This window comes from Haloarcula onubensis, from assembly GCF_031624605.1.
Classification (GTDB): domain Archaea; phylum Halobacteriota; class Halobacteria; order Halobacteriales; family Haloarculaceae; genus Haloarcula; species Haloarcula onubensis.
On the sequence record NZ_JAMQOS010000001.1, the window covers coordinates 21,139 to 38,010 of the forward strand.

21 protein-coding genes and 1 pseudogene are annotated in these 16,872 nt (G+C 66.1%); 10 read left to right on the forward strand and 12 right to left on the reverse strand.

The window, feature by feature from the left end:
- Positions 1–323: 323 nt before the first annotated feature.
- Positions 324–1,097, reverse strand: a complete 774-nt coding sequence (azf, locus tag NDI86_RS00145; protein WP_310898360.1) for an NAD-dependent glucose-6-phosphate dehydrogenase Azf — start codon at positions 1,095–1,097, stop codon at positions 324–326.
- A 204-nt stretch (positions 1,098–1,301) separates the two neighbouring features.
- On the opposite strand from azf, the gene NDI86_RS00150 reads away from it, so the two are divergent.
- The 3 genes from NDI86_RS00150 to NDI86_RS00160 all read left to right on the forward strand — a co-directional run bounded on the left by NDI86_RS00150 (position 1,302) and on the right by NDI86_RS00160 (position 3,313).
- On the forward strand, positions 1,302–1,658 hold the full coding sequence (locus NDI86_RS00150) for a dihydroneopterin aldolase family protein (RefSeq protein ID WP_310898361.1): 357 nt from the start codon (positions 1,302–1,304) through the stop codon (positions 1,656–1,658).
- A gap of 39 nt (positions 1,659–1,697) precedes the next feature.
- The gene (locus NDI86_RS00155; protein ID WP_310898362.1) at positions 1,698–2,768 is read left to right on the forward strand and encodes a DUF7544 domain-containing protein; all 1,071 of its coding nucleotides are present in this window, start codon (positions 1,698–1,700) and stop codon (positions 2,766–2,768) included.
- Positions 2,769–2,875: 107 nt separating this feature from the next.
- Positions 2,876–3,313 carry a DUF5790 family protein gene (locus NDI86_RS00160; protein WP_310898363.1) on the forward strand — a complete coding sequence of 146 codons (438 nt, stop codon included), beginning with the start codon at positions 2,876–2,878 and terminating at the stop codon, positions 3,311–3,313.
- Here NDI86_RS00160 and NDI86_RS00165 read toward each other — a convergent pair.
- Together NDI86_RS00165 and NDI86_RS00170 are read right to left on the reverse strand one after the other, a co-directional pair.
- Positions 3,314–3,589, reverse strand: a pseudogene (locus NDI86_RS00165) (creatininase family protein); the annotation flags it as partial.
- Between the two features lie 37 nt (positions 3,590–3,626).
- On the reverse strand, positions 3,627–4,148 hold the full coding sequence (locus NDI86_RS00170) for a DUF6789 family protein (protein WP_310898365.1): 522 nt from the start codon (positions 4,146–4,148) through the stop codon (positions 3,627–3,629).
- Between the two features lie 103 nt (positions 4,149–4,251).
- Here NDI86_RS00170 and coxB point away from each other — a divergent pair, with 103 nt between their 5' ends.
- The 3 genes from coxB to NDI86_RS00185 are packed head-to-tail and all read left to right on the forward strand — an operon-like array spanning position 4,252 to position 7,819.
- Positions 4,252–5,022 (forward strand): cytochrome c oxidase subunit II, encoded by a 771-nt coding sequence (coxB, locus tag NDI86_RS00175; RefSeq protein ID WP_310898366.1) that lies wholly within the window; start codon positions 4,252–4,254, stop codon positions 5,020–5,022.
- A complete protein-coding gene (locus NDI86_RS00180; RefSeq protein WP_310898367.1) occupies positions 5,019–7,556 on the forward strand; it encodes a cbb3-type cytochrome c oxidase subunit I in 2,538 nt (845 codons plus the stop codon). Before coxB ends, NDI86_RS00180 begins: the two co-directional genes overlap by 4 nt.
- Entirely contained in the window at positions 7,553–7,819 is a 267-nt protein-coding gene (locus NDI86_RS00185; RefSeq protein WP_310898368.1) for a cytochrome C oxidase subunit IV family protein, read from the forward strand. The genes NDI86_RS00180 and NDI86_RS00185 overlap by 4 nt, the downstream gene beginning before the upstream one ends.
- A 27-nt stretch (positions 7,820–7,846) precedes the next feature.
- Here the strand turns inward: NDI86_RS00185 and NDI86_RS00190 are convergent, their stop codons facing one another.
- Positions 7,847–8,257 (reverse strand): hypothetical protein, encoded by a 411-nt coding sequence (locus NDI86_RS00190; RefSeq protein WP_310898369.1) that lies wholly within the window; start codon positions 8,255–8,257, stop codon positions 7,847–7,849.
- 145 nt (positions 8,258–8,402) lie between these two features.
- Between NDI86_RS00190 and NDI86_RS00195 the strand changes: the two genes are divergently transcribed.
- Positions 8,403–8,561, forward strand: a complete 159-nt coding sequence (locus NDI86_RS00195; RefSeq protein WP_310898370.1) for a hypothetical protein — start codon at positions 8,403–8,405, stop codon at positions 8,559–8,561.
- A gap of 47 nt (positions 8,562–8,608) precedes the next feature.
- Here the strand turns inward: NDI86_RS00195 and NDI86_RS00200 are convergent, their stop codons facing one another.
- Both NDI86_RS00200 and gap read right to left on the reverse strand, forming a co-directional pair.
- Entirely contained in the window at positions 8,609–9,817 is a 1,209-nt protein-coding gene (locus tag NDI86_RS00200) for a phosphoglycerate kinase (RefSeq protein WP_310898371.1), read from the reverse strand.
- A 113-nt stretch (positions 9,818–9,930) separates the two neighbouring features.
- Positions 9,931–10,938, reverse strand: coding sequence for a type I glyceraldehyde-3-phosphate dehydrogenase (gene gap, locus NDI86_RS00205; protein ID WP_310898372.1), 1,008 nt, complete (start codon positions 10,936–10,938; stop codon positions 9,931–9,933).
- 187 nt (positions 10,939–11,125) lie between these two features.
- On the opposite strand from gap, the gene NDI86_RS00210 reads away from it, so the two are divergent.
- A complete protein-coding gene (locus NDI86_RS00210) occupies positions 11,126–11,512 on the forward strand; it encodes an Hsp20/alpha crystallin family protein (RefSeq protein WP_310898373.1) in 387 nt (128 codons plus the stop codon).
- A 21-nt stretch (positions 11,513–11,533) separates the two neighbouring features.
- Here the strand turns inward: NDI86_RS00210 and NDI86_RS00215 are convergent, their stop codons facing one another.
- The 3 genes from NDI86_RS00215 to NDI86_RS00225 all read right to left on the reverse strand — a co-directional run bounded on the left by NDI86_RS00215 (position 11,534) and on the right by NDI86_RS00225 (position 13,560).
- Positions 11,534–12,397, reverse strand: a complete 864-nt coding sequence (locus NDI86_RS00215; protein ID WP_310898374.1) for an ATP-grasp domain-containing protein — start codon at positions 12,395–12,397, stop codon at positions 11,534–11,536.
- A gap of 46 nt (positions 12,398–12,443) precedes the next feature.
- Positions 12,444–12,659 (reverse strand): hypothetical protein, encoded by a 216-nt coding sequence (locus NDI86_RS00220; RefSeq protein WP_310898375.1) that lies wholly within the window; start codon positions 12,657–12,659, stop codon positions 12,444–12,446.
- A 367-nt stretch (positions 12,660–13,026) separates the two neighbouring features.
- Positions 13,027–13,560 carry a 50S ribosomal protein L16 gene (locus NDI86_RS00225; protein ID WP_310898376.1) on the reverse strand — a complete coding sequence of 178 codons (534 nt, stop codon included), beginning with the start codon at positions 13,558–13,560 and terminating at the stop codon, positions 13,027–13,029.
- A gap of 169 nt (positions 13,561–13,729) precedes the next feature.
- Between NDI86_RS00225 and NDI86_RS00230 the strand changes: the two genes are divergently transcribed.
- On the forward strand, positions 13,730–14,740 hold the full coding sequence (locus NDI86_RS00230) for a glutathione S-transferase family protein (protein WP_310898377.1): 1,011 nt from the start codon (positions 13,730–13,732) through the stop codon (positions 14,738–14,740).
- Here NDI86_RS00230 and NDI86_RS00235 read toward each other — a convergent pair whose 3' ends face one another.
- Positions 14,741–15,448, reverse strand: coding sequence for a nucleotidyltransferase family protein (locus NDI86_RS00235; protein WP_310898378.1), 708 nt, complete (start codon positions 15,446–15,448; stop codon positions 14,741–14,743). It lies immediately after the preceding gene.
- Positions 15,449–15,523: 75 nt separating this feature from the next.
- Between NDI86_RS00235 and NDI86_RS00240 the strand changes: the two genes are divergently transcribed.
- Entirely contained in the window at positions 15,524–16,264 is a 741-nt protein-coding gene (locus NDI86_RS00240; protein ID WP_310898379.1) for a DUF429 domain-containing protein, read from the forward strand.
- A 66-nt stretch (positions 16,265–16,330) separates the two neighbouring features.
- Here NDI86_RS00240 and NDI86_RS00245 read toward each other — a convergent pair whose 3' ends face one another.
- Together NDI86_RS00245 and NDI86_RS00250 are read right to left on the reverse strand one after the other, a co-directional pair.
- The gene (locus tag NDI86_RS00245; protein ID WP_310898380.1) at positions 16,331–16,525 is read right to left on the reverse strand and encodes a cold-shock protein; all 195 of its coding nucleotides are present in this window, start codon (positions 16,523–16,525) and stop codon (positions 16,331–16,333) included.
- Positions 16,526–16,527: 2 nt separating this feature from the next.
- On the reverse strand, positions 16,528–16,722 hold the full coding sequence (locus NDI86_RS00250; protein WP_310898381.1) for a cold-shock protein: 195 nt from the start codon (positions 16,720–16,722) through the stop codon (positions 16,528–16,530).
- Between the last annotated feature and the right edge of the window lie 150 nt (positions 16,723–16,872).

A 16,872-nucleotide genomic window follows, 5' to 3' on the forward strand; every position in this document is an offset into this window, starting at 1 on the left:
GAATATCTTTGAATCGCCGATATCCTCTTTTACTCGATTTGCCGACTCGGACGGCGGTGGTGACTCCGCTCAAGAAATTCATTGTTACTCTGTCATATGGGTGAAACGCGCCCCCGTTTATGGGTTTCAACGGAGCGAATATTTCTACCACTAATAACAAGAAATAGAGTATCTCACTACGCTCACTCCCACACTGACGGTTGGTAGTGCTCGCCAGACGAGCCGTGTTCGACTATGAGCCAGGCGACACTGCGTATCGCGTCTCGAAAGACATCATTGCCTGTATCAGCGTGCCTGTTTCCAGAAATGGCGTACAAAAGGGGTTAAACGTCCGGTTCGACGACCCGCTCGTCGCCCTCGAAGTGCGCGGAGTTGTCCTGCGGGCGGTAGTTCAGGACCTCTTTGGCGCGGTCGATGGAGTAGTACTTGCGGTCGTTGTCGGAGATGCCGTAGACGATTTCGAACTCGTAGTCCGCTTCGAGCGCGCACTGGTGGATGTGGGCGCAGTCGGGGTAGGAGAGCCACATCGCCTGGCCGCGCTCGTAGTCGATAGGGGGATGGCCTCGGGTCAGGTTGCCGATGCGGATGTTACACACCTTGATGCCGTGTTCGTCGTGGTAGTACCGACCCAGCACCTCGCCGGTCGCCTTCGAGACGCCATACAGGTTTCCGGGGCGGGGAAACTCAGACCCGTCGAGGCGGAAGTCGTCGTCGGGGCGGTACATCTCCGGGGTGCGCTGGTCGGTCTCGAAGGAGCCGACGGCGTGGTTCGACGAGGCGAAGATGAACTTCTCGACGCCCTCCTCGATGGCGGCCTCGTACATCTTCTGGGTCCCGTCGATGTTGTTCGCGAGCACGGAGTCCCACGGCGCTTCCGGGCGGGGGTCACCGGCGAGGTGGATGACGGCGCCGACGCCCTCGACCGCTCTCCGGGCGTCCTCGGGGTTGTCGACGTCGCCGATGAGGTACTCGTGGTTGGGCTGCTCTGCGGGCGGATTGTGGAACATCAGCTTCCAGTAATAATCCTCTTCGAGGCCTTCGAGGATGGCCTCCCCGACCGCGCCGCCCGCACCTGTGAGTAGAACCGGGTCGTCCATTCGTATTGGGTGGATAGTCATGACACAATAGGTAGCTTGCGGTTCAGGTATCTCGTCTAGAACCGCTGTAGCGATGTCTCGATGCGCCCAGCGCCCGGGCGGCGTGTCCGGGTCCGGCGCCGTCGGCCGGGCAACACACCGGCTGGCTCGCCCGTCGGGGCCGAGAGCACGACCTTCTTTGACCGGGGCCGCCAGCGTTCGGGTATGGACCCCACGTCCCCGCAGGTCGCCTGCTTCGAGGCGGGTATCAAGTTCGGGTCGCTCTACCACCAGTTCGCCGGCACGCCGGTCAGCCCCGACAGCGCCGACTCGCTGGCGACGGCGATGGAGGAGGCCATCGAGAACCAGCCCCACTGTGAGGCCGTCAGCGTCGCCGTTCGCGAGGAACCCCTGCGCGAGGCCATCGCCGAGTCGGGCGCCGACTACACCGAGTTGACCGGGCGCTTTCTGGACGTCTCGATGACCGTCGACTACGAGGGCTGTATCGTCGAGACGAGCATGGCGATGCAGGACGGCTATCCGCTGATGCAGGTCGATTCGGTCGAGACACCGTCCCAATAGTACGAAAATTTTACACCAGTTCCCCGTGCAGTTCCGGTGATGTCCCTCCACGCGATAGACGATATCGGCGACGCGATAGACGCGACGAAGTCGTTACTGTTCCCGTTTGCCGCCCGAACGTGGCTCAAACTGGCCCTCGTCGTCTTCTTCATCGGGGGCGGTGGCGGCGGGCTCAACGGGCTCCAGAACGCCGGCAACTTCGGCGGACAGGACCAGCCGACCGGCGGCGGGGTCGACCAGCCCATCACCGACGGGGCGCCGCCACAGACGGTCGACGGCCTGTTGGCGGCGATTCCCGCGGAGGTGCTCGTCATCGGCGCCCTGGTACTCCTGCTCGTCCTGGTCTTTGGCCTCCTGAGCAACTTCATGGAGTTCGTCTTCGTCCAGTCGCTCATCGAACGGGAGGTTCACGTCCGGCGGTACCTCCGTGAGAACGTCGGCAACGGGCTCCGCCTGCTCGCCTTCCGGCTGGCGGTCGCCCTGGTCTCGCTGTTGCTGACCGTCGGCTTTCTCTACACCCTCTTCGCCACCGTCTTCGGCGGGAACTTCGACAACGTTACCGCCAGTGCGCTGTTTTCCATCCTTCCCCTGGCAATCGTCTTCTTCCTCACCGTCGGCGTCGTCCAGGGGCTGCTCACCGGCTTCACCACCGTCTTCGTCGTCCCGATGATGCTCACGAGCGACCGCGGGCTCGTCGGGAGCTGGAAACGCCTGCTGGGGTCGATGGGCAGCAATATCAAGCAGTATCTCGCCTATCTGGCTTTCTCCATCGTGCTGGGTATCGGTGTCGGCATCGTCGGGAGCATCTTCGGGCTCATCGCGACGCTGCTCATCGCGATACCCTTCGTCCTCGTCGGCGCCGTCGCCTTCTTCGCACTCGGCGGCGGGCACGTCGCACTGGTGGTCGTCGGTGTCATCGCCGTGCTGTTCGCCCTCGTCTTGCTACTTGCGACCACGCTCATCCAGGTGCCGCTACAGGCGTTCCTGCGCTACTACGCCATGCTCGTGCTGGGCGACATCGACGCGGCGCTGGACCCGCTGCCCGCGGTGCGCGCGGATATCCGACCGGACGAGGTCGACGACGAGCCGACGGCGGCCGACGGCGCCTAGCTCTTTGGGAGGTTTTCGGTTTCTCGAAATCTCACCCGGTCACGTCCTGCGGTTTCACTTTCACTTTCAGGCGGGCTTTTAACCTCTTCCCACGACAAGTGCTACCTATGAGTCAGACCAGTCTGGACGACGACGAGCTGTTCGGCGAGGCCGCAAACGAGATGCGAGACGACGTCGAGGCGTCGCTCGCCGAGGCACGCGAGGCGCTCCCCGAGGCAGAGGCCGTCTGGGACGTCGATGCCGACAACACGCTGGGCGTGCTCAACGCCCTGAAGACGGCGCTGGACGCGGGCGACGCCGAGGACCACCTCCGGGACGCCAAGAAGTGGTACACGATGGGCGAACGCGCCGACGCCTTCGAGGACGCCGACGACCTGGCAGAGGAGATAGAGACCGTCGCGGAACTCGTCGAGGACGTCGAGGACGCCCGCGAGCAGGTCGGCGACCTCACCGCGACCATCCCGCAACTGCGGTCGACCCTGGAGTCGTTCGAGGACGCTCCCGACGCCGACACCGACGCCGACGCCGAAGAGGCCGAAGCCTGATTACCGCTCCGCCACGCGCGAAAGCAGCGCTACGAGCGCCGCCGTCGCCTCGTCCAGCAGTCGCTCCCCCCGTTCGGCGCACCCCTCCCCGGGGTCGCCGACACAGCCGTTCTCGCTGAACTCGCTACTGTCGTAGGCCAGGTTCACACCGCCGACCCACTCGCCCCAGCCGTCGGCAGCGCCCGCTGTGGCCTCGACTAATCGGTTCTCCCGCACCAGGTCGGGATGGGTCGCCTGCAAGCGGCTGGTTTCGACTGGCCCGCCGTAGCTCATATCCGGTGGCCGACGCGGGGCCACACAAGCGTATGGGCCCCTAGACGATGGAGTCCGGCCGGTTCTCGAAGTAGTCGAACACCGCCCCCAGCCCCATACCGTAGACGACGTGTGCCGCGAGCGTCAGGAGCGCGTACAGTACCAGGGTCAGTCCTGTCTGGTCGGTGTAGAAGGCGAGCACGAACCCGGTCCACATCGCCGCGCCGAAGAAGGCCCCCGAGACGGGGCTGGACTCGCCGGGGAGGTAGGCCATCAGCGAGGCAAAGAGCAGCGGCCACGGGACCATCCCGCCGGCGAGAAAGAGCGCGTAACCAAAGAGGACCGACGGCACGTACGCGTCCAGTCCGAGCAACTGGGTGAGGATGGCGAAGTCGGTGAGTTCGAACGCGCCAATCGACTGGGCGATGAGCAAGACGACGGTCATCATCGCCGTCCCGACCAGTCCGCCCGCGGCCCCGACGACGCCGTCGGCGACGATACCGCGCAGGTTGTCGAACTCGTTGCGCTCGGCCACCGCCTCGCCGTCCGTCGATTCTCCGAACTCCGGTGGCGTGTCTGGCATGTGTTACCATACCATGTCAACGAGCAAAAAGCTTCGCGCCCGCGGGATAGTGACAGAAGTATGTCCAAAAAATCTAATAGTTCTTCCCGGCGAGCTCCTAGCTATGGCGCGTTACTTGGTACCGCGGCACACACCTGGCCCGCCGCTCCACGGCGGCGACGTCCGCGCCCCGGCGGCGGTGTTCGAGAGCATCTTCGAGGTCTTTCTGGTCCTCGGGGCGCTGGTCGGCGTCGTCGTCGTGACCTACACGCTGTATCACGCGGTCACGTACCGAGCGACCGGCGAGTCGGACCCCTACGCCGACAGCGTCGCGCGGCCGGTGCTCGGCGAACTCCCCAGCGGCGGCGCGGGCGGGCGGAAGGTGTTCCTCTCGCTGGGCATCAGCGCCGTCATCGTCGTCTCTCTCATCGGGTGGACCTACGCGGAACTGTCCTACGTCGACGACGGGCCGGACATCGAGGGCGAGGAGGATATCCGAATCACCGTCGAGGGGTACCAGTTCGGCTGGACGTTCGTCTACCCCAACGGGTACGAGAGCGCCACGCTTCGGGTGCCCAGGAACCGTATCGTCAGGCTCGACGTGACCTCGCGTGACGTGTTCCACAACTTCGGCATCCCCGCGTTCCGGGTCAAGGCCGACGCCATCCCCGGCCAGACCACCTCGGCGTGGTTCACCGCTCCCGAGACGGGCACCTACGAGGTCCAGTGCTACGAACTGTGTGGCACCGGCCACTCGCTGATGACCGCCGAGGTCGAGGTCGTCTCCCAGGGCGACTACCGCGCGTGGTACGCGGGGACCGACAACGAGACGGGGACGCCGAACGACGGCAACGCGACGGCGTCACAGACCCCGACCGGAGGTGAGCCGGCATGACCGGGACACACGCCCACGGTCTCCCCCCGAAGTCCAGCGTCCGCCGCTGGTTCGTCACGACCGACCACAAGGACATCGGCGTCCTCTATCTCGTCACCGCCCTCTTTTTCCTCGTCTTTGGCGGCCTGCTGGCGCTGCTCTTTCGCCTGGAACTGCTCTCGCCGGGCGCGGACCTGCTGGGGCCGCTGGGGTACAATCAGGCCGTCTCCACCCACGGGCTCTTGATGGTGTTTTGGTTCATCTCGCCGTTTGCCTTCGGCTTCGCGAACTACGTCGTCCCGCTGCAAATCGGCGCCGACGACCTCGCTTTCCCGCGTCTGAACGCGCTGTCGTACTGGCTCTACCTCTTCTCGGGCGTCCTGCTCGGCGTCTCCTTTTTCCAGGGGTCGACGTTCGCGGGCGGGTGGACGATGTACGCGCCGCTGAACACGCCCGCGTACATCCCCGGCGAGGGGCTGGGCGCCACCTCGGTCGTGCTGGCGCTCGTCATGTTCACCGCCGCCATCACGCTGGGGTCGGTCAACTTCCTGACGACGTTCTACCGGATGCGCGCCGAGGGGCTGCGGATGCGCGACCTGCCCATCTTCTCGCTGTCGATAACCCTCACCGTCTGGATGATGCTCTTTGCCTTCGCGGCGCTTTTGGCCGCGCTGTTGATTCTGGCCTCCGACCACGTCATCGGGACGACCTACTTCCAGTACGCCAACGACGGGTCGACGATGGCGACCGACGCCGACAACCCGGGGGCGTCGTTGCTGTGGGCCCACCTGTTCTGGTTCTTCGGTCACCCGGAGGTCTACATCGTCTTCTTCCCCGCCCTCGGCGTGATGGCCGAGTGCTTCCAGACGTTCACCGGCCGGCGCCTCGTGGGCCGGAAGTGGTTCATCATCTCGATGGTGCTCGTCGCGATTCAGAGCTTCCTCGTCTGGATGCACCACATGTTCCTGACCGGCATCAACCTCCCCATCAAGACGGTGTTCATGGCGACCACCATCGGCATCTCCCTGCCCTTCGACCTGATGGTGTTCTCGCTCATCTACACGATGGCGAAAGGACGCGTGCGCTTTACCACGCCGTTTCTCTTCTCGCTGGGCGCGCTCGTCCTCTTCATCGTCGGCGGCATCACCGGCGTCTTCCTCGGCGCCATCGTCCTCGACTATCAGTTCCGGGGCACCTACTGGGTGGTCGCGCACTTCCACTACGTCATGGTCGCGGGCGTCACCGCCCTCGTCGGCGGGCTCTACTACTGGTATCCGAAGCTGACCGGGCGGCTGTACGACGAGACCCTCGGCAAGGTCCACTTCGCCGTCTACTTCGTCGGCTTCAACCTGCTGTACTTCCCGATGTTCCTCGCCTGGGAGACCCCGCGGCGGGTCTTCGAGTACCCGGCGGGGCTCCAGTTCTGGCACACGCTGGCGACCGTCGGCGGGTTCGTTCTGGGTGCGAGCTTCCTCGTCATGTTCTACAATCTCTACGTCTCGCTGTGGCGGGGCGAGCAGGCCGGCGAGAACCCCTGGCGGTACGCCACCTCCGCGGAGTGGTCCGTCCCGTCGCCGCCGCCCCTCGAAAACTTCCCCGGCCTCCCGAGCTACGCCGACGGCTCGCTCGCCTTCCTCGACGACGAAGCCGTTCGACAGCGGTTGCCGGCGGCCGGAGACGTGGCTGTCGACGGTGGCGCCGAGACTGATGGGGGGACGGCGGCCGTCGCAGGTGCCCACGCCACGCCGGCCGCCCGGGCGACGCTCGACGAGCCCGCGACCCACGCGAGCCGCTGGCCCGTCCTCGTCGCTCTCTCCGGCTTCGTCGCGTTCCTCGGTCTCTCGGGGGTACGCACCGGGAGCGTCGTCTACGGTTCGCTCGCCGCGGTCGGCGGGGCGGCGACGCTGGCCTCGCTCGTGGGGCTGGCCCGCGAGCCGTTCTCGGCGCCGGAGATGGCTCTCGCCCAGCGGTGGCCCTTCGCCGCCGTCGAGAAGCCGAAACTCGGGCTGTGGTTCTTCCTCGCCAGCGACATCGTCCTCTTTGGCGCGTTCATCGGCTCCTACGCCTTCGTCCGCGTCGCCTACGGCTGGACGGCCTGGGACGAACTGATTCCGGCCGCCCACACGACCACGCCCGGCCTCGTCAACACGTACCTGTTGCTCACGTCGAGTTTCCTCGTCGTGCTCGCGATGGTGGCCGCCCAGCGCGAGAGCCGCCGGGGGACGACGGCCGCCCTCGCCGGGACCGTCGCGCTCGGCGTCGGATTCCTCCTCAACAAGGGGCTGGAGTGGCAACACCTGTTCCACGTCCACAGCGGCCAGTTCCCGAACGGCTGGGCGCTCTCGACGAACATCGCGTCGTCCACGTTCTACCTCACGACGGGGCTGCACGGCGCCCACGTCGTCGTCGGCCTGCTCATCTGTGGCTACATGACGGTGCGGGCGTGGCACGGCGCGTACCAGGGCGACGACCGCGCCATCGAGTACTTCGGGCTGTACTGGCACTTCGTGGACATCGTCTGGCTCGTCCTGTTCCCGCTGTTCTACATCCTATGAACTGGAGAGGCTACACCCTCGTCTACGTCGGCCTGTTCGCCCTCGCGACCGCGCAAGCGGCCGTCGAGTTCGCCGGCTACGTCGACAGCGCCTACTGGACCGCCTTCGGCGTCATCATCGTGCTCTCCGTAGTGAAGGCCGTCGGCGTCGCCGCCTACTACCAGCACCTGCGCTGGGAGCCCCGGGCGGTGACGTATCTGGTGCTCGGGGCGACGCTGACCGCGCTCGCGCTGTCGGCCGCCGCGGCGTATTCGATTGTGTAGTGTGGGCGTGGTCGGGGCGCTCAACTCCTAGCCGCTTCCCAGCAACTGCAGCGTCACGGCGACCAGAAAGAGCGCCCCGGCCACGGTCACGGACTCGGCGACGGCCAGCGACCGCGGGTGGCCCCGGCTCGTCGCCGAGAGGTAGACCCCGCCCAGCAGGTACGCGACGAGCAGGCCGCCGGCGCCGGCCGCGACGGCCGCGCCGACCATCGGTCCCGGACCGGTGAGGTAGGCGGCCACGCCGCCGACCGCGGCGAGGACGAGCACGGCGAAGGCGACGCCCAGGGCCCGCGGGTCCTCGGAGAGGCGTCCCGGGTCGCGGACGGGCGTGACCGCCGCCGTCGGGGAGTACTGGTACCACCCTCGGTGCCACGCCAGCCAGCCGACGGCGAGGACCGCGACCCCCATCAGGACCGTACTCGTGAGCCACGAGACCATGGTACGCCAATACATGACAAAAAGCCATAACTCTTTGCGAACGACGCCGGTTGCGGCAATCGCGACCGCTACTCACTCAGACCCGAGTGAATTTGTAGCAACTATTGCCGGAAGAAATTTACTGTGGATGGTCGTACCACGTGGTATGTCCCAGCGGCCGCCCGCGACTGACGACGGTAACGACTGGAACGCACGCCACGCCCGCTGTCGGCGCGACGGGGAGCGACCGTCGGTCATCGTCGAGGAACTGGACGACGACTGGTCCCGGCGCCACGCGGCGACGCGGCGGCCACGGTCCAGCTGACCGGATTCACACACCGACGGGACTGCCGTGGCTGCCGGTCAGCCGCTTCAGTCCTCGGTCTGCAGCACTTCGACGCCGATTAGCTCGGCGCCGGTGAGCGCGCGGATGTAGGCGCCGCCGGCGATGGAGACGTGGTCGAACGAGTCCTCGCTCATCCCGTACATCGTGATGGCCCGTGAGGTGTCACCGCCGCCGACGACGGAGAAACAGTCCGTCTCGGCGATGGCCTCCAGTACCGTTACGGTGCCCGTCGAGAACTTCTCGTCCTCGAAGACGCCCAGCGCGCCCTTCACGAAGACGGCGTCGGAGTCGCGGGCCACGTCGGCGTACTGTTCGGCGGTGTCGGTGCCGATGTCCATGATACCGAGCCCCTTCTCGTCGACGTCGTCGACGTCGACTTCGACGCGCTCGCCGTCCTCGCCGTAGGCCACGTCGGTGGCGACGGTAATCTGGTCGCCCCGTTCCGCCAGAATCTCCTCGATTATCTCCTGATTGTTCTCCCACTGCGTGGTAAAGAGGTCCATGTCACCGACGTCGTAGCCGATGGGGTAGCCCTGCGCCCGGAGGAACAGCTGGCCGGCGATACCGCCCAGCAGGAAGTCGTCTATCTTGTCGCCGATGTGGTCGATGACACCGATGACGTCCGTGGCTTTCGTCCCGCCCATCGCCATCGTCACCTGGCCGTCGAACTCCTTCTCGGCGATGGCGGTGTTGGCCTCGTACTCGGTCTCCATGACGCGGCCGGCGTAGGCGTCCATCACGACCGGGAAGCCCACCAGCGAGGCGTGTGAGCGATGTGCCGCCGAGTAGGCGTCGTTGACGTAGGCGTCGAACTCCGGCGCGAGCGTCTGGACGAACTCCGTCTCGGCCTTGACTTCGGGCTCCTCCTCGGGGAGTTCCCCGTCGGCCATCCGCGTGTTCTCGAGGACCAGCGCCTCGCCCTGGTCGAGGTCGTCGATTGCCGAAAGCGCCGCCTCGCCGAAGGTGTCGTCGACGTGGGCTACGTCGTGGTCGATGTGACCGGCCAGAATCTCGGCGTGCTGGTCGAGCGAGACGAAGTCGTCGTCGCCCGGGCGACCCTGGTGGGCCATGACGGCGACGGCGAAGTCGCGGTCGAGGAGTTCACTGAGTGTCGCCGCGTGGCGAGCGAAGCGGCGGTTGTCCTGTACCTCGCCGTCTTCGACCGGGGAGTTCAGGTCGAATCGGATGAGGACGCGCTGTCCGTCGTCGAGGTCGTCGAGCGTCTGGAACGACATATCTGAGAGGTCTCTCGCCGGCGGTTTAACGGTTTCCGACTTCCACGGCTTCTACACGGAAAATAATACGGTTGCGACTCGACGCGCGGGAAACATACCGAAGACCGAACCGGCTATTCCTCGGTGATGTACTGGGCGACGTCGAGCATCCGGTTCGAGAAGCCGTACTCGTTGTCGTACCAGGTGAGAATCTTCGTCAGGCCGTTGACGACGTTGGTCGAGCCCAGGTCGACCTGCGTGGAGTAGGGGTCCCCGAGGATGTCCGAGGAGACGACGTCCTCGCTCGTGACGCCCAGAACGCCCTCCATGTCGCCCTCGGCGGCGTCCTCGAACGCGGCGTTGATGTCTTCCTCTGTCACGTCGTCTTCGAGGTCGACGACCAGTTCGGTGATGGAGCCGTTCGGGACCGGGACGCGGATGGCCATCCCGTCCAGTTTGCCCTCTAGCTGGGGGAGGACCTCGGTGGTCGCCTGCGCGGCGCCCGTCGAGGTCGGGATGATGTTCTCCGCGGCGGCGCGGCGCCGTCGTGGCTTGCTGTTGGGGCCGTCGATGAGGTTCTGCGAGCCCGTGTAGGCGTGGACGGTCGTCAGCTGCCCCGACTCGATGCCGAACTCGTCGTCGAGCACCTTCGCGACCGGCGTGATGGAGTTGGTGGTACAGGAGGCGTTCGAGACGACGTCCTCGCCGTCGTACTCGTCCTGGTTGACGCCGTAGACTATCTGTTTGACCTCCTTGTCGCCTTTCGGCGGCGCGGAGATGAGCACCTTGTCGGCGCCCGCATCGAGGTGCTGGGCCGCGTCGTCGTACGTGCGGAAGATGCCGGTCGCCTCGAAGGCGACGTCGACGTCGAGGTCCTCCCACGGCAACTGCGTCGGGTCGGTCTCGTGGAAGACGCCCGCCTCGAAGTCCGTGCCCTCGATGGTCAGGACGCCGTCGTCGACGCTCGCACCGGGAAGCTCGCCCATGACCGTGTCGTACTTGGCGAAGTACTCGACTTCCTCGTCGTCGATGACGTCGTTGATGCCGACGATTTCGACGTTGTCGTTGTCCAGCGACGCACGCATTACGTTTCGGCCGATACGGCCGAAGCCGTTCAGACCGACGCGAACTGGGTCACTCATTCCTCTAGAGAAGCGCTGACCCGGAGTAAAGGGTTTTCGGAGTCGCTTCGAGAAACGCCTCCCTTCGGCTGTAGATGCGGTGTTTTGTCACGGCTTCGGCGAGTTCAGTGGACGGTTTCGGTATCGGCCCCAGCGCCCGTGCTCGTCAGAAGGCTTTTGGGACAGTCGCACATACCACTTGCCACTGATGAGACGGGACGACAACGACGACCCCTTCGACGAGTTCTTCCGGGAGATAGAGCGGATGATGGACGAGATGATGGGCTCGGAAGGGGACGTTCACATCGACCGCGACGGGTCCGCCGACGACACGGACCTCCACGTCGATGTCCACGAGACGGAAGAGGAAGTCCGCGTCGTCGCCGACATTCCGGGCGTCGAGAAAGACGGTATCGACCTGAAATGTGACGGCAGCGTCCTCACTATCGACGCCGGAACCCACCACCGCGAGTACCACGAGCGACTCACCCTCCCCAGCGAAGTCGACGAGCACTCGGCCTCGGCGACCTACAACAACGGCGTCCTCGAAGTCACCTTCGACCGCGAAGAGGACTCGGCCGACATCGAACTGTAACGCGGTCGTCGCGTCGTCCTGCTACTCTCCCGCCGTTTTCCGGACCAACTCGGCCAGCGTGTCCCAGAACCCCTCCGCGTACTTCGTCGCCGAGTCGATGGTCGGCCGGGCGTTGGTCTCGTTGACGACCGCCCGGTCGTCGGTCACGAGCAGGTCCACGCCCAGGTAGTCGATGTCCAGCACCGCGGCGGTCCGCTCGGCCAGTCCGCGGAGGTCGGCGGGGAGGGAGACCCCCTCGGCCACGGCACCGCGGTGGACGTTGTGCTTCCAGCGCCCCCGTTCCCGCGCCGCGGCCGGCAACCGCCGTTCGACCGCGCCGACGTACTCGCCGTCGACGACCATCGCCCGGTAGTCGGTCGCGTCGGGGAGGTACTCCTGGACGAGGAAGGAGCGGTCGCCGGTCGCCCGGTAGTCGTGGACCAAATCGAGGTAGTCCGCGATGCCCAGAAAGGAATCGAGGTCCGTCGCCGTCGTCACACCGACCCCGCGGGTCGTGGAGTTTGGCTTGACGACGACCGGCGGCCCGACGCGCTCGAAGGCCGCGACCAGTGCCGACTCGTCGGCCGGGTTCGACACCAGCACTGACTCGGGGACCGGCACGTCGGCCCGGCCCAGTCGCGTCAACACGTCGGCCTTGTTGCGCGACCGGAGGACGGCCTCGCGGCCGTTGACCCACGGCACCGAGAGCATGGCGTCGGCGACGGCCCCCTCCATGAGCCGCGAGGGGTAGACGAAGCCGGCGTCGTAGTCGCCGTAGGGGTTCTCGGTGAGGGGAATCGCCCGCTCGCTGGTGGCGACGTGACCGACCTCGATTTCCCGGTCGGCCAGCGGCGACTCCATCCGCTCGTAGGTCTCGCTGTTCGTGGCGACCGCGAGGCGTAGCATTCGCTCGCCCTTGGTACCGTCACCGCATAGAATGTGTGGTCGGTGGCTACGCTTCGATTTCCGCCTCGTCACCGCCACCGCGCCCCGCGGCCAGCACCCACAGCACGATGACGAGCCCTTCCAGGCGCGCGACGGTGTACACCCACGGGCGCAGTTCGACGTCGGACTCCGTCGTCGCCAGGCTCATCCAGAAGTCGACGACCTTCTGCGGGGCGAGCAGTTCCGACAGTCCTAGCGCGAGCAGCAGCAGTCTGATTGCCATACTCTAGCTGCGTTCTGATAGCTGAATACTATTTCGCTGTGGATGACTGGACGGCGACGTGCTCTGTGCGTCGTATCGACTGTCCGGCCGCCCTCGCCGGGTCGTGATGGCGAGCGAGACGCCTCCTCGCGTTGCTACTGTCGGTTGCTGTGGCCGGGAGCGCGTCTCGTCGCGCGACTCGGGGACGGGCAGGCTGTCCGTCGTGACAAAAGCGAGACGCACCGTCGTTGCGCATCCGGCGCGCCGGTTCTAGCGCGACAAGCGACCACCGCGCCGCAAAGCGGCGCGACGGGAGCGCTGTCGCGATTTTTCCGCACGTTTTTGCACGACTGAGGGCGTGAGGCGCCCGAAGGAGTTGCAAAAAGTGCTAGGAGATAAGCAGCTCTTCGCCCTTCTCGACCTTGATGCGGCAGGAGGGCGTAATCTTGTTGTAGGCGCGGCGGAAGGCCTCTTTGACGTGTTCGGCGTCCTCGACGTTGCAGTAGGCCGTAAAGAGCTGTTCGCCGGCCTGGACCCGGGCGGCGGTGCCGACGATTTTCCCGAAGGCGGCGCGCATCCCGTCGGAGACACGGTCGGCGCCGGCGCCGGTCGCCTGCTTGTTCTCGCGCAGGACCTGGTGGGGGAACTTCCGCAGGGTCATGCGGTAGTCGCCCTCCTCGCCGAGCTGTTTGATGAGGTGACGGTTCGCCGAGAGGCGCGACGCCTCCAGCGAGCCGTGGCGAAGCTGGACCGACTCCTCGACGATGAGGGAAATCTGGACGGGGTATTTGTCCTTGTCTTCGGTCTTGCGACCCATCTCGTGCTGTGCGATCTTCGAACCGGGGATGCCCGTGATGTACTCGCGCCGGGTGTACGACGGCTTGTCGATGTCCCGGTACATCGAGGCAGGTTTGTCGGACATAGGTACTCTTGGTGGAGACGTGGCCGAGCGCCCCAATAAGGGCTTCGAAGGGCCGGCGAGCGGATGTGCCAGAGTGGCACACGACGCGGCGACGGCCGCGAGCGGCCCGGTGACACCCGTGTAACCTCGCTCGGGTGTTTATCAGCGTCGGGCGCCAACGAGCGGTACCATGAACATGCTCGTCGACGGTGAGTGGCGGACCGACGCCTACGAGAGCACGAACGAGGACGGCGAGTTCGACCGGCAGGAGACGTCCTTTCGGAACCGGATTCGGGACGACCCCGACGCCCGCTTCCGGCCCGAAGCGGGTCGCTACCACCTCTACGTCTCGCTGGCCTGTCCGTGGGCCCACCGGACGCTGCTGGTGCGGGCGCTGAAAGGGCTGGACGACGCTATCAGCGTCGACGTCGTCGACCCCTATCGCGCGGACGACGGCTGGCAGTTCACGCCCGAGAAGGACGGCTGCACCGAGGACTCGCTGTACGGGTCGGAGTATCTGCGCGAGCTGTACGTGACGGCCGACCCGGACATGACCGGCCGCGTCACTGTTCCCGTGCTGTGGGACAAGCAAGAAGAGACCATCGTCAACAACGAGTCCGAGGAGATTCTCCGGATGCTCGACACCGAGTTCGACGATATCGCCCAGAACGACGTCGACCTCTACCCCGAGGGGTACCGGGAGGACGTCGACCGCATCATCGAGGACATCTACGAGCCCATCAACAACGGCGTCTACCGCGCGGGCTTTGCCGACACCCAGGCGGCCTACGACGACGCCGTGACGGAGCTGTTCGACGCGTTAGACCACTGGGATTCGGTGCTGGCCGACCAGCGCTACCTCGCCGGCGACCGCCTGACCGAGGCGGACATCTGCATGTTCACGACGCTGGTTCGCTTCGACGAAGTGTACCACACCCACTTCATGTGCAACCACATGCTGATTCGGGAGTACGACAACCTCTGGCCGTATCTGCGCGATTTGTACCAGACGCCCGGCGTGGCCGAGACCGTGAACATGTCCCACATCAAGGAGCACTACTACACCACGCACCCCGACGTGAGCCCGAAGCGCATCGTCCCGATGGGGCCCGACCCAGATTTCGAGGCGACCCACGACCGAGACGGCCTCCCCGGAGAACTGTCCGAGGACCTGCTGGCCACGGCCTACTCCGTCGAGTAGCTACGCCAACTTCTCCGCGACTCGCTCCCTGTCGGCCGGTTCGTTGACGTTGTGACACCAGCCCGCGAGTTCGGCCGTCTCGACGCGACAGCCGCGCCGCCGGAGGTCGTCGACGGCGTCGGTAATCTCGAACTCGCCCCGGTCGGAGGGGTCGATGCGGTCGAGCGCGGGGCCGAGTTCGGGTCCGAAGGCGTAGAACCCCCGATTGACGAGCGTCGACGGCGGGTCGTCGGGCTTCTCGACCAGTCCCGTCACGCGCCCGTCGCCGTCGGTCTCGACCACGCCGGTCGTCCGGGCCTGCTCGCGCGAGACCGACTCGACCAGCAGCGTCGCCGCGGCGTCGGTCTCGCGGTGGCGCTCGACCACGGCGCCGAGGTTCGCCCGGCAGACGTTGTCGCCGTTTATGACCACGAACGGGGCCTCGACGACCGGCATCGCCCGCCGGAGGGCGTGGGCGGTCCCCAGTTGCTCGGCCTGTTCGGCGTACTCGATGGTGGTCCCGCGGTAGCTGTCGCCGTAGCGCTCGACGATGTCGTCGCCGCGGTAGCCGACCACGACGACCAGTCGCCCGACGCCGACCGACAGCAGGGCGTCGAAGGCGTGTTCTAGCAGCGGCTGTCCGGCCACCGTGACCAGCGCTTTCGGCTGCTCGGCCGTGAGCGGTCGCATTCTGGTCCCCTCGCCCGCCGCCAGGACGACGCCGTCCATACGCCACCCTCGGTGGCCGTCGTGAAAATAGCTGCCCGGGTCAGCTTTTTGCGCTCGGAACACGGATACAGCACGATGGTTGATGACCGCTACGTGGGGGTCGCGTTCCGGGACGGGTCGTGGCTGGCGGTGACGTTCACCGACGAGGGCTACGAGGAGACGACCGTCTTCGACGGTATCGGCGACTGCTGGGCGGCCTACGAGGAAGAGGCGCGCCTGCTGTTGGTCGACGTGCCCATCGGACTCGTGGCGGCGGGCGACCCCGTCCGGCGGTGTGACGCACTCGCTCGCGAGGTACTGGGCCCGCGCAGCGGGACCGTCGTCGATCCGCCGGTCCGGGAGGCGACCCGAAAGCACCGCTACTCGACGGCCAACCGGGTCCACGAGCGCAAGACCGGTGCGTCGCTGGCCGAGGCGGCCTTCGAGCGCAGCGCCGCCGTCGCCATGTGTGACGAACTGCTCGGGGAGGTCCCCGAGGCCGCCGCCGTCATCCGTGGCTCCCACTCGGAACTGTGCTTTCGCGCCTTTGCGGGCGAACCGCTGGCCGAGGACGAGACGACCGCCGCGGGCTACGCCGAGCGGATGCGAACGCTGGCCCGGCGGGACCGCGACGCGCCGCCGGTCGTCCAGCGGGCGGCCGAGGCGACTGCCGGACACGACGTACCGGTGGCCGCGGTGCTCGACGCGGTGGTTCTCGCGTACACGGCCGCGCCCGGCGGCGGTGAGCTACGGACCCTGCCCGCCGACCCGCCGACCGACGACAGCGGCCGCCCGATGGAACTGGTCTACCGGGCGGGCGCGCCGCTGGTCGGGTAGCAGTACAGCCGTGGTGACGGAACCGTCACTCGGGTGTGAACGTCGAACTGAAGACAGAAACCCGTCTTACAGTCGCTCGAGGTTCTTCGCGCGCGGACCCTTGTCCGCCTGCTCGATGTCGAACTCGACTTCCTGCCCCTCCTCGAGGTCAGGACCGCCGACGTCTTCCATGTGGAAGAAGACGTCCTCGTCCGAATCGTCAGTGTCTATGAACCCGTAGCCGCCCGTGTCGTTGAAGAAGTCGACTTTGCCTTTCGCCATTGTTAGAGCCGGGTGACGTTGTTTGCGCGCGGACCCTTATCCGCCTGCTCGATGTCGAACTCGAGTTCCTGTCCCTCTTCGAGGTCCGGTCCGCCAACGTCCTCCATGTGGAAGAAGACGTCCTCGTCCGCGTCCTCAGTGTCGATGAAACCGTAGCCGCCAGTGTCGTTGAAGAAATCAACCGTTCCTTTCGCCATTGCAACCCAAGAGAGTCCCGGCCGACGGATAACAGTGTCGGTACACCGATAGCGGCTAACCGCCGGACATCGGCCGTGTGGGCCGTGATATGCCGTGACACTACCCGGCCGGACCGGAGCCACACCGTTCTTGTGAGTCGGCGGTGTGCC

What these genes read in the sequence shown, in the direction of transcription:
- azf (WP_310898360.1), bottom strand. Translation starts at nt 1,097, where the DNA reads ATGGACGACCCGGTTCTACTCACAGGTGCGGGCGGCGCGGTCGGGGAG.
- NDI86_RS00150 (WP_310898361.1), top strand. Translation starts at nt 1,302, where the DNA reads ATGGACCCCACGTCCCCGCAGGTCGCCTGCTTCGAGGCGGGTATCAAG.
- NDI86_RS00155 (WP_310898362.1), top strand. Translation starts at nt 1,698, where the DNA reads ATGTCCCTCCACGCGATAGACGATATCGGCGACGCGATAGACGCGACG.
- NDI86_RS00160 (WP_310898363.1), top strand. Translation starts at nt 2,876, where the DNA reads ATGAGTCAGACCAGTCTGGACGACGACGAGCTGTTCGGCGAGGCCGCA.
- NDI86_RS00170 (WP_310898365.1), bottom strand. Translation starts at nt 4,148, where the DNA reads ATGCCAGACACGCCACCGGAGTTCGGAGAATCGACGGACGGCGAGGCG.
- coxB (WP_310898366.1), top strand. Translation starts at nt 4,252, where the DNA reads ATGGCGCGTTACTTGGTACCGCGGCACACACCTGGCCCGCCGCTCCAC.
- NDI86_RS00180 (WP_310898367.1), top strand. Translation starts at nt 5,019, where the DNA reads ATGACCGGGACACACGCCCACGGTCTCCCCCCGAAGTCCAGCGTCCGC.
- NDI86_RS00185 (WP_310898368.1), top strand. Translation starts at nt 7,553, where the DNA reads ATGAACTGGAGAGGCTACACCCTCGTCTACGTCGGCCTGTTCGCCCTC.
- NDI86_RS00190 (WP_310898369.1), bottom strand. Translation starts at nt 8,257, where the DNA reads ATGGTCTCGTGGCTCACGAGTACGGTCCTGATGGGGGTCGCGGTCCTC.
- NDI86_RS00195 (WP_310898370.1), top strand. Translation starts at nt 8,403, where the DNA reads ATGTCCCAGCGGCCGCCCGCGACTGACGACGGTAACGACTGGAACGCA.
- NDI86_RS00200 (WP_310898371.1), bottom strand. Translation starts at nt 9,817, where the DNA reads ATGTCGTTCCAGACGCTCGACGACCTCGACGACGGACAGCGCGTCCTC.
- gap (WP_310898372.1), bottom strand. Translation starts at nt 10,938, where the DNA reads ATGAGTGACCCAGTTCGCGTCGGTCTGAACGGCTTCGGCCGTATCGGC.
- NDI86_RS00210 (WP_310898373.1), top strand. Translation starts at nt 11,126, where the DNA reads ATGAGACGGGACGACAACGACGACCCCTTCGACGAGTTCTTCCGGGAG.
- NDI86_RS00215 (WP_310898374.1), bottom strand. Translation starts at nt 12,397, where the DNA reads ATGCTACGCCTCGCGGTCGCCACGAACAGCGAGACCTACGAGCGGATG.
- NDI86_RS00220 (WP_310898375.1), bottom strand. Translation starts at nt 12,659, where the DNA reads ATGGCAATCAGACTGCTGCTGCTCGCGCTAGGACTGTCGGAACTGCTC.
- NDI86_RS00225 (WP_310898376.1), bottom strand. Translation starts at nt 13,560, where the DNA reads ATGTCCGACAAACCTGCCTCGATGTACCGGGACATCGACAAGCCGTCG.
- NDI86_RS00230 (WP_310898377.1), top strand. Translation starts at nt 13,730, where the DNA reads ATGAACATGCTCGTCGACGGTGAGTGGCGGACCGACGCCTACGAGAGC.
- NDI86_RS00235 (WP_310898378.1), bottom strand. Translation starts at nt 15,448, where the DNA reads ATGGACGGCGTCGTCCTGGCGGCGGGCGAGGGGACCAGAATGCGACCG.
- NDI86_RS00240 (WP_310898379.1), top strand. Translation starts at nt 15,524, where the DNA reads ATGGTTGATGACCGCTACGTGGGGGTCGCGTTCCGGGACGGGTCGTGG.
- NDI86_RS00245 (WP_310898380.1), bottom strand. Translation starts at nt 16,525, where the DNA reads ATGGCGAAAGGCAAAGTCGACTTCTTCAACGACACGGGCGGCTACGGG.
- NDI86_RS00250 (WP_310898381.1), bottom strand. Translation starts at nt 16,722, where the DNA reads ATGGCGAAAGGAACGGTTGATTTCTTCAACGACACTGGCGGCTACGGT.